Consider the following 9111-nt stretch of genomic DNA (forward strand, 5'->3'; position numbering starts at 1 on the left):
GGGTGCGGCCGGGCCGGGCGGGGCTGCCGCCGGTGGGCCGGCCGGCGGCACCGGGTGCGGCGGCTGGGTCGGCTCGTCCAGCAGGCTGCCCGCCGCCGCGGTGGGCGGCGGAGCGGGCTCGCTCGGGCGCGGAGACGCGTCGTCGTACTGCTCCGCGGGCACGACGACCAGCTCGGCTCCGGCCGCCGGCGGACCGCACCGCACGGAGATCCGCTGCTCGATCGGGTACTCCAGGACCCGCTCGCCGTCGACGTAGGTGCCGAACTGGCTGCCGGTGTCGACCAGGAGCCAGCCGTGCGGGGTCGCCCGCAGCTCGGCGTGCTGCCGCGAGACCGACCCGGCGGTGAGCACGACGTCGGCCTCGATGGCGCGGCCGATGCGGAAGAGGGGCTTGCCTTCGAGGCGGAGGACGCGCCCGTCGACCTCGACCACGAGAGCAGACATGGGCGCCACCTTAGGGGTTCACCACGGCGGTCGCCGGTGCCGGGATGGCCGGCTTGTGGACCCGCAGGGTGGCGTTGCGGATCTGCACCTTGGCGCCGTCGACGAGCTCGATCGTCCGGTCGGGCTCGAGGAGGAAGTTCTGGCCGCCCGGGTAGGTCACCGGCCAGGAGAAGTCGGAGGCGTTGTGCAGGCCCCACCGGTCGCGCTGCTCGGGGTGCTGGCGAACCCGGGCCAGGACCGCGGGGTGGTCGATGCCGGAGGTGAGGTGGTCGGAGCGGACGGTGGTCTGCGGACCGACGGCGATCGTCCGTCGTCCCACCTGCAGCAGGTACGGCGGCCGGACCTCGGTCCGGTCCTGCCAGCACACCACGCTGTCGGTGCCGGGACTCCAGAAGTTGGTCGTGCCGCAGGTCGGACAGGCGAGCATGCCGTCGCGGAGCCGGTCCATCGCCTTGATCCACTGGCCCTCGGTGACCCGCGCGCCGGGCTGCTCGAGCCCGTCGACGAACGCCTGCACGAACAGGTCGCGCAGGAACTGCGGGTAGATGTTCCAGTACTGCTGGACGATCTGGCTCGGCCGGTTCTCCGTGCGGGTCGGGTGCATGCAGAAGATCGCGTCGGTGCCGAAGTGGGTCATCAGCCAGTGCGCGTCGCGCATGCCGGCGTCGGTGCGCGCGCCCTCCAGCGGGTGGCCGAGGAAGAGGGCGTAGAACAGCAGCACGGCGAGAGAGTGCCGGTCGGTGTCGGTGTTGGGCAGGGTCCGGTAGGTGGTGTCGCGCACCACCTCCGGGGCCATGAAGTACGGCGTCCCGAGCACCCGCCCCGTCCCGTTGTCGATGCCGACGTTGTCGTTGTCGCAGATCAGCACGTCCCCGTTGGCCGGGTCGAAGAACACGTTGCCGAAGGAGATGTCCCGGTAGCACAGCCCGCGGGCGTGCAGCCGCAGGAAGCTGTAGCTCAGCTGGCGGCACAGCTCGATGATCGAGGAGAACGAGACGTCGAGCGGGTTGCCGTCGCGGTCGGCGTTGAGGAGCAGGTAGCTCAGCTCGAGGAACCGGGGGTGGCGCAGGTGCATGACGTAGCCGAAGCTGGGCTCGGTGGCCACCCGCGCCATGCTCAGCGGCCACAGGAAGCGCTGGTGGGGCGAGCCGATCTCGACCAGCTGCTGCATCTCGTCGTACTGCTGCGCGGTGGCGCTCTCGGGCTTGTACCACTTCAGGGCCAGGGGCTCTCCGGTGTCCCGCTGGACCTCGAACACGTAGCCCTGGCCGCCCTGCCCGAGGAGAGAGGTCACCCGCGCGCGCCCCAACGGGCCGAGGTCCACCTCGACGCCTTCTGCAAGCACCATGGGTGTGCCCGACCTCCGTACCGACTCAGTTCGACTGCGTGCCAATGTATAGCCTCGACAGATCCGGGGAAGTTGAAACGCAGTCCCCACGCCCGGTTCACCGATAGCGTTGGGGTCGAACGACGCAAACCCGACCTGATCGGAAGGAGGGCCGCGATGAGCGACCGGCTCGGCGGTGCACTCGCCCGCAAGCCGCTGCACTTCATCTTCGTGCTCGACGTGTCGGGCTCGATGATGCGCGGCGGGCGGATCCAGGCCCTCAACAACGCCATCACCGAGGTCCTCCCCCACCTCAAGGACGAGGCCCGGGCGAACCCCCACGCGGAGCTGCTGATCCGCGTGCTCGCGTTCGCCAATGAGCCCGAGTGGATCATCGAGCAGCCCACGCCGGTCGACCAGATCCACTGGAAGCGCCTGGAGGCGGTCCCCCGGGGGTTCACCGAGCTCGGCAGCGCCCTGCAGTCGCTCGCCACCGCGCTGGAGAACCTCGACGAGAGCAACAGCGCCTTCCCGCCGGCGATCATCCTGGTCTCCGACGGCCGGCCGACGCAGAGCAGCGGGGTGACCTTCGCCGAGGGCCTCCAGTCGCTGCTCAACAACCGGTGGGGATCCACGGCGGTCCGCCTGGCGCTCGGCGTCGGCCGCGACGCCGACATGCACTCGCTGCGCCGGTTCATCGGTGACGAGGACGTCCCGCTGCTGCGAGCCGACAACCCCGAGCAGCTGGTCGAGTACATCGTGTGGGCCTCGAAGGCGGCCAGCAAGGTCGCGTCCCGTCCGGTCGTCGGGCCGGGCAGCGGCGTGAACGCGGCGCCCCCGAGCCCGATCGGTGACCCGATCTGGAGCACGCTCGCATGACCACCGGCCCGGTCGGCGATCGGAGGCCGGAGGGCACCGAGAGTCCGACCACGGAGACCGGCCTGCCCGGTCGCGGGGAACCCGACCGCACCAGCTGGACCACGCTGTCTGGCTCGACGATCGGCTCGGTGCACGTCCGTGACCAGCTGCCGCTGCAGGACTCCGTGCTCACCTGGAGCGACCACGAGAGCGGTCAGGCGGTCGTCGCGGTCGCCGACGGCCACGGTCACAGGCTGCACTTCCGCAGCGACACCGGCTCCGCGCTGGCGGCGGTCAGCGCCGTCGAGGAGCTGCGCCGGATGCTGCCCGACCTCGACGCTCTCGACGGCCCCGACAACGGCGAGGCGGCGGTCGACCTGCTGACCCGTGCGGGCGCCGCCCTGGTCGACACCTGGGCGACCAAGGTGCGCCACCACCTGGAGGCCAACCCCTACTCGCCCGCGGAGGAGGAGATGGGCGCCGCCGCCGACCCCCTCCGCGCCTACGGCACCACCATCCTCGCCGCCGCGGCCGTCGGCGACCTGATCGCCTTCCTCCAGATCGGCGACGGCGACTCGGTGCTCGTGTCGTCGTACGGCGAGGCGTCCCGGCCGCTGCCCGAGGACCCGGACCTCGACGGGCTGCACACCAGCTCGCTGTGCCAGCCCCGCCCGCTCGACGCACTTCGCGTCGCCGTCGTGGACGCCCGCGTCGACGACGTCGCCCTGGTGTTCCTCTGCACCGACGGCTTCGGCCGGCCCCGGGTCGACTCCGACGGCTGGTGGCGCCAGACCGGCGAGCAGCTGCTGGAGTTCAGCCGGAGCCGGGGCCTGCACTGGGTCCGCGAGCAGCTTCCCGAGTGGCTCGCCGAGCCCGCCCAGGTGGGCGGCGACGACACCACGATGGCCCTGCTCGTCCGCTCCGACGTGGACGGCATCGCCCGACCCGACCTGGCCGACACCGTCCCGGTGCCGGTGGTCGGCGACGGCGGCTGACCCGGCCGAGCCGGCCGAGTCGACCGGGCCGACCGGCCCGGCTCCCGCCTACTTCGGGTCGCTGGGCCACCAGTTCTCGAGCAGCTTGAGGTCGCCGTCGAAGTTGTAGGCGATGCCGTAGCAGTGGCAGTCGGAGTTGTTCCAGTCCCAGTACACCGTGGCCGTCTCGCCGTCGCTGTAGCCGTAGTAGGCGCCCTCGTTGGGGCCCTCGCCGAACTTCCAGGTCGGCGCTCCGCCCTTCTCCTTGGCCTTGTTGTACTGGCTCTTGTAGAACTTCCGGTGCTCGCGCAGACCCTTCTTGGTGCTGAACCGGCCGACGCTCACCGCGACGCCGTCGACGTTGACGTTGCAGGTGTTCTCCTCGGTCTCACCGTCGAAGAAGGTCGCCTGGCGCGAGCAGGTGGAGACGTCCATGTTGATGTTGATGAAGTCGCGGAGCACCTTGTGCCCCGGGTTCACCGGCTCGGTGACCCGCGGCGAGCTGCTGGTGTAGACCGCCTTGAGGGTGTCGAGCTCGGCCCCGCCGGTGCTGGTGATGGTCGCGGCCTGGGGGCCGTTCTTGCTGTCCCAGTACACCAGCGCCGGGTCGGAGCTGCCGGCGTTGGCCGGGTCGAAGAGGTAGAGCGCGGTGGCACCGTTGTCGGTGCTCAGCGTCCCGGCGCGGTGGTCGAGCCGGGTGGTCCGCGCGGCCGTCAGCGCCTGCTCGTCGTTGTAGGTCACCAGGCGCAGCGTGCCGCCGTTGACCGAGCACTCGACGGCCTCCTTCTCGCCGCTGCCGGGCTCGCCGGCCTTGCACTCGGTCGCGCCGGAGGTGATCCGCGTGGCGAGGCTGCTGTAGCGCTCGTCGATCGCCGCGGGGTCGACGTCGACGTCGGGAACGTCCTCGCTCTGTCCGGACCCGCCCGCCTTCTTGCCTCCGTTGTCGTCGCCTCCGGTGGCCAGCACGACACCGGTGACCCCACCGGCGACCACCACGACGCCGGCGACGGCGGCGGCGACCCAGACCCAGGGGCCCTTCTTCTTCGGCGGCGTGCCGTAGCCCGCCGGCGACCCGAAGGGTGCACCAGGTGCCGACGGCGCTCCCGCGCCGTGCGGCTGCCCGAACCCGCCGGACTGGCCGTAGCCGGGTTGGGCGAAGGTCGGCTGGCCGTAGGCGGGCTGCCCCGGCTGCGGGGCGGAGCCGTGTCCGGGCAGCACGGTCGGCGGACCGGCGGTCTGGCCGGGGACGCCGCCGCTGGGCCACACCGTCGACGGCGGCGACTGGACCGGCGGACCGGACGGAGCACCGGGTGCTGCCGTTCCGGGCGGCGGCAGGTGCGACGACGCCGGCCGGCTGGAGCGGTAGCGCATGACGACGGCCTCGGGGACCTTGCCCGCGGCGTAGCCCAGCACGGCGGAGGCCCAGCTCGACGCCGCCTGGTCGTCCCCGCCGCGGTTGCGAGCGAGCCGGAGACCCGCCTCCTCGACCGCGCGGCCCGGGTCGGCACCGCCGTCGATCATCTCGACCAGCGGCGAGAGCGCGTCGAAGCGGACGGCGTCGACGAGCAGGTTGATGTCGCCGGTGGTGGCCTGGTCCTCCGCGAGGACGTCGTCCAGCACCCCGCGGAAGCCGGTGGCGTCGGAGAAGATCGACTTCCCGTGCGCGTCGACCAGCTCCCGGATCGTCTCGTGAAGCTCCATGGTGACTCCTAGACCGTGGTTCCGAGCTCGGCGACCAGGCCGGACGCCCTCTCGGCCACCTCTGCTGCCGTCCGCGGTCGGGCCGTCACGTCGGCGGCCAGGCACGCGGCGATGAGCGACCGAGCGGCCGCGGGGAGGTCCTCCGCGAGCGTGGGCTCGGAGGCCAGGATCGACCGGACCAGCAGCAACGGCTCGGTGCCCTTGAGCTCGCCGTACACCCCCTTGCCGGTGATCGCGAAGTGCAGGGACGCGCCGAGCGACCAGACGTCGCTCGCTCGTGACGCCTGCGCGCCCAGCATGATCGCCGGGTCGGTGAACTCGAGGCCGATCTGGCCGAGACCCGTGGTCACCATGCCCGGCGAGAGCAGCTGGGAGAGCCCGAGGTCGGCGAGCCGGCCGCCGTCCTCGGCGAGCAGGATGTTGGCCGGCTTGATGTCGCGGTGCGCGATGCCGCGCTCGTGGAGCGCGTGCGCCGCCAGGGCCGCGTCGCGGACGGCGGCGACCCGGCGCGTGGTGTCGATGTCGGTGTGCGGGCTCTCGAGCGAGCCGAGCGGGAGGTACTCCATCGCGTAGTAGAAGGCGCCGCCGTGGCGGCCGGCGTCGTAGACCGCCACCAGGCGGTCGGAGTCGGCGACGCTGAAGTGCTTGAGCTCCCGGGTCGCCCGGCGGAAGGCGTCGTCGGACGTCGGTCCGGCGATGACCTTGACGACCACCTCGTCAGCAGCGATCCCGAGTCGCGCTGGTGCCTTGGCGAGGTAGTTGGTGCCGTAGTTCGACTCCCCCAGGGGGCGCACGAACTCGTAGTCAGCGATTCCCTGCACTCGTTCCTCCGTGGCTCTCGGGCAGGCCGCGGCGCGGCCGGGCTCCAGCATGTCACGGTGCCACCGGCGTCCACCCTCGAAACCCGCGAATCCATGCGGGTGTTCTCGATGATTCGGCCCGCACGCAGGTGGGTAGCCGTGTAGCGTTCCCGACGCTCTCAGACCAAGGAGGCACGTTGATCGATCCCTCTGCAGCATCCGTGGTGCCCACCACCGATCCCTCGACCTATCTGCCGGCGCAGCCGATCTCGGGCGACCTGACCGATCAGATGCTTCAGACGGACTTCTGGACCGACGACCTCGTCGCGAGCGCCGGGATCCCCATCGTCGACGTCCCCTTCGTGACGGTCGGTGGGGGCATCGGCAGCTTCGTCACCGTGGACTACCTCCGGATCGCCGGCGTGCCCACGTCGCAGATGCGGGTCCTCGGCACCCTCGACCACCCGTGGCAGACCTACGAGTACCTCACCCGGGTCTCGCAGATCCCGCGTCCGGAGCGGCTGCGCTCGGACTCCGCGTCCCGCCCGGACAACATCTGGGGCTTCCCGTCGTACGGCGTGAGCGAGTTCCTCCGCACCGGCAACGTGAAGGTGCTGTGGAACCTGTTCTCGGAGCCGATCTTCGCCGACTACTACACCCCGAAGGCCGGCCAGGCCTTCGAGTCGATGGAGCGCGAGGCCAACCGGATCGGCTACCAGGAGATGCTCGTCAAGGGCCTCGTGCGCATCGTGCGCCGCAGGTACGGCGGCGGCTACTTCACCATCCTCACGCCCCCTGAGGGGGCGTCGGCGACCAAGCGCGTCGCGTTCCGCTCGCAGTTCGTGCACGTGGCGGTCGGCTACCCCGGCCTGAAGTTCCTCCCGGAGCTGCAGCGCTACCGCACCGAGCACAACGACTACCGCCACATCGTCAACGCCTACGAGGCGCACGAGCACGTCTACGAGCGGCTGCGTCAGCAGCCGAGCACGGTGCTGGTCCGCGGCGGCGGCATCGTCGCCTCCCGCGTGCTGCAGCGCCTGATGGACGACCGGCTCCTGCACGGCGCCCAGACCAACATCGTCCACCTGTTCCGGACCTACATCAACGGGCCCAACGACGGCTACGGCAACGAGAGCGACCCTCGGCCCGGCGGCGGGAAGCCGCGGCTGACGATGCGCCGCCGCGGCGGCGACGGCTGGGCCTACCAGGGGTTCAACTACCCGAAGTCGGTGTGGGGCGGCCAGCTCAAGGCCCAGGTCCGCCAGCTCGAGGGCGAGCAGCGGGCCGAGATCTACAAGCGGATGGGCGGCACCAACACGCCCTGGCGCAAGCTGTGGCAGAAGCAGATGAACCAGGGCCGGCGCGAGGGCTGGTACACCTGCGTGGTCGGCACGGTCGAGGACATGCAGCCCAACGGCGACCGGATCGTCAACCACGTCCGCACCGCGCAGGGCACCGTCCCGATCGAGGCGGACTTCGTCATCGACTGCACCGGCCTCGAGGCCGACATCGCCGAGCACCGCCTGCTCAAGGACCTCCTCGAGCACGGTGGCGCGAGCCGCAACCCGATCGGGCGGCTCAACGTCGACCGCACCTTCGAGCTGATCGGCACCCGCTCCGGCAACGGCGTGATGTACGCCTCCGGCGCCACGACCCTCGGCGGCTACTTCCCCGGCGTGGACACCTTCCTCGGCCTGCAGGTGGCGGCGCAGGAGATCTACCAGGACCTCGCGAAGCGGGGCTTCGGCAAGCGCATCGGGCCGGTCCGCTCGACGGTCCAGTGGTGGAAGTGGCTGGCAGGGAAGGCGCCGTGAGCGCCGCGCTGACCGTCCCCGTCCACGAGCACTGCGAAGGAGCCAGCTGATGTTGCCCACCCTCAACGGTCGCCTGCAGACCCGCGTCTTCATGCTGGTGGTGTTCGGCGGCCTGATCACGTTCGTGCTGACGCCGATCCTTCCCGGCGGCTTCGGCTTCGACGGCGAGAGCTACAAGATCACCTACGCCATCCTCGGGACCGTGCTGGTCCTCGGCGTCCTCTGGGAGTTGGTCTACCACGCGATCCAGCAGCTGCGGTGGGAGAAGGACTGGCCGACGATGTTCGGCCTGATCACGGCTCTCAACGAGGGGGCGCTGGTCTGGCTGTTCCTGGAGCTGGGCTGGATCCCCGGCATCGACGTGGAGAACCCGCCCGCATCGGTGTTCTGGGCGTTCTTCATCGACTTCTCCGTGATCTGGATCGTTATCTGGGTCTGGACCAACGGCCCCATGCGGGTGCCCTTCATCCGCTGGCGCTTCTTCGGTGGAAGGATCGTGTGAAAGCCATGACCGCAGCCTCTGCAGACGAGTGGACCCGAGCGGTCGTCGTCCCCGGACCCGGCGAGGGCACCCTCGCGCGGATCGGGCCGGTCGTCCTCCTCGTCGGCTCCACCGACCCCGACGTGGTCAAGCCCTACCTCGAGCACGCACGGATGGTCGCCGCGAACGGTGGCCAGGGCCGCCAGCTGGTGCGGGGCTACGCGCTGATGCTGTCCACCGCGGTCGACCAGTCCCCCGGCTTCGCGGCGCTCGCGCCGCACACCACCGGACTGGCCGTCTTCGTGGACGGCGACGTCCGGGTCACCGTGGACGACCAGGAGATCTCGGGCGCCGACAGCCTCGCCTGGGTGGAGCGGCTGATCCCGTGGCCGGTCGGGGCGATCCGCGTGACGCTGGCCGGCGCCGAGGCGCCGGCCGACGGCTCGTCGTACCGCCTGGACGGCGGGGTCGTGCCCGCCGGGTCGTTCTCCGTGGCGTCTCTCGACGTCGCGGGCGCGGACGGCGGGAGCATGGTCGCCGCCGCGCCGCCGGTCCAGCCCACCGACCAGATGACCGGGGACCAGCACGGTGCCGAGGAGACCGGCGAGATGCCGGCAGCGTCCCAGCCCGCAGCGTCCCAGCCGGCAGCGCCCGAGCCGGCCCCGCAGCCGGCCCCCGCGCCCCCCGCCGCCGCTCCTCCGGCGCCACCGGC

9 protein-coding genes are annotated in these 9111 nt (G+C 71.4%); 5 read left to right on the forward strand and 4 right to left on the reverse strand.

Annotated elements, in window-relative coordinates; all coding sequences use genetic code 11:
• Positions 1 to 444: FHA domain-containing protein (locus ACPOLA_RS18925; protein ID WP_435772060.1), on the reverse strand; the 444-nt coding region annotated here is incomplete at its 3' end.
• A 10-nt stretch (positions 445 to 454) separates the two neighbouring features.
• Positions 455 to 1792 (reverse strand): protein kinase domain-containing protein, encoded by a 1338-nt coding sequence (locus ACPOLA_RS18930; RefSeq protein WP_435772061.1) that lies wholly within the window; start codon positions 1790 to 1792, stop codon positions 455 to 457.
• Between the two features lie 156 nt (positions 1793 to 1948).
• On the opposite strand from ACPOLA_RS18930, the gene ACPOLA_RS18935 reads away from it, so the two are divergent.
• Positions 1949 to 2650: a vWA domain-containing protein gene (locus tag ACPOLA_RS18935; RefSeq protein WP_435772062.1), complete on the forward strand. Its 702-nt coding sequence runs from the start codon at positions 1949 to 1951 to the stop codon at positions 2648 to 2650.
• A complete protein-coding gene (locus ACPOLA_RS18940; protein WP_435772063.1) occupies positions 2647 to 3624 on the forward strand; it encodes a protein phosphatase 2C domain-containing protein in 978 nt (325 codons plus the stop codon). The genes ACPOLA_RS18935 and ACPOLA_RS18940 overlap by 4 nt, the downstream gene beginning before the upstream one ends.
• A gap of 48 nt (positions 3625 to 3672) precedes the next feature.
• On the opposite strand, the gene ACPOLA_RS18945 is transcribed toward ACPOLA_RS18940, so the two are convergent.
• Positions 3673 to 5304, reverse strand: a complete 1632-nt coding sequence (locus tag ACPOLA_RS18945) for a hypothetical protein (protein WP_435772064.1) — start codon at positions 5302 to 5304, stop codon at positions 3673 to 3675.
• An 8-nt stretch (positions 5305 to 5312) separates the two neighbouring features.
• Positions 5313 to 6125 carry a protein kinase domain-containing protein gene (locus ACPOLA_RS18950; RefSeq protein WP_435772065.1) on the reverse strand — a complete coding sequence of 271 codons (813 nt, stop codon included), beginning with the start codon at positions 6123 to 6125 and terminating at the stop codon, positions 5313 to 5315.
• Between the two features lie 176 nt (positions 6126 to 6301).
• Here ACPOLA_RS18950 and ACPOLA_RS18955 point away from each other — a divergent pair, with 176 nt between their 5' ends.
• The 3 genes from ACPOLA_RS18955 to ACPOLA_RS18965 form a co-directional block, all read left to right on the forward strand.
• The gene (locus ACPOLA_RS18955) at positions 6302 to 7918 is read left to right on the forward strand and encodes an FAD/NAD(P)-binding protein (protein ID WP_435772066.1); all 1617 of its coding nucleotides are present in this window, start codon (positions 6302 to 6304) and stop codon (positions 7916 to 7918) included.
• Between the two features lie 49 nt (positions 7919 to 7967).
• Positions 7968 to 8420, forward strand: coding sequence for a hypothetical protein (locus tag ACPOLA_RS18960; protein WP_435772067.1), 453 nt, complete (start codon positions 7968 to 7970; stop codon positions 8418 to 8420).
• A 5-nt stretch (positions 8421 to 8425) separates the two neighbouring features.
• Positions 8426 to 9111, forward strand: a 686-nt coding sequence (locus tag ACPOLA_RS18965; protein WP_435772068.1) for a hypothetical protein, incomplete at its 3' end; no start/stop codon positions are given.

It is taken from the genome of Nocardioides proteolyticus (assembly GCF_051280635.3).
GTDB lineage: Bacteria > Actinomycetota > Actinomycetes > Propionibacteriales > Nocardioidaceae > Nocardioides.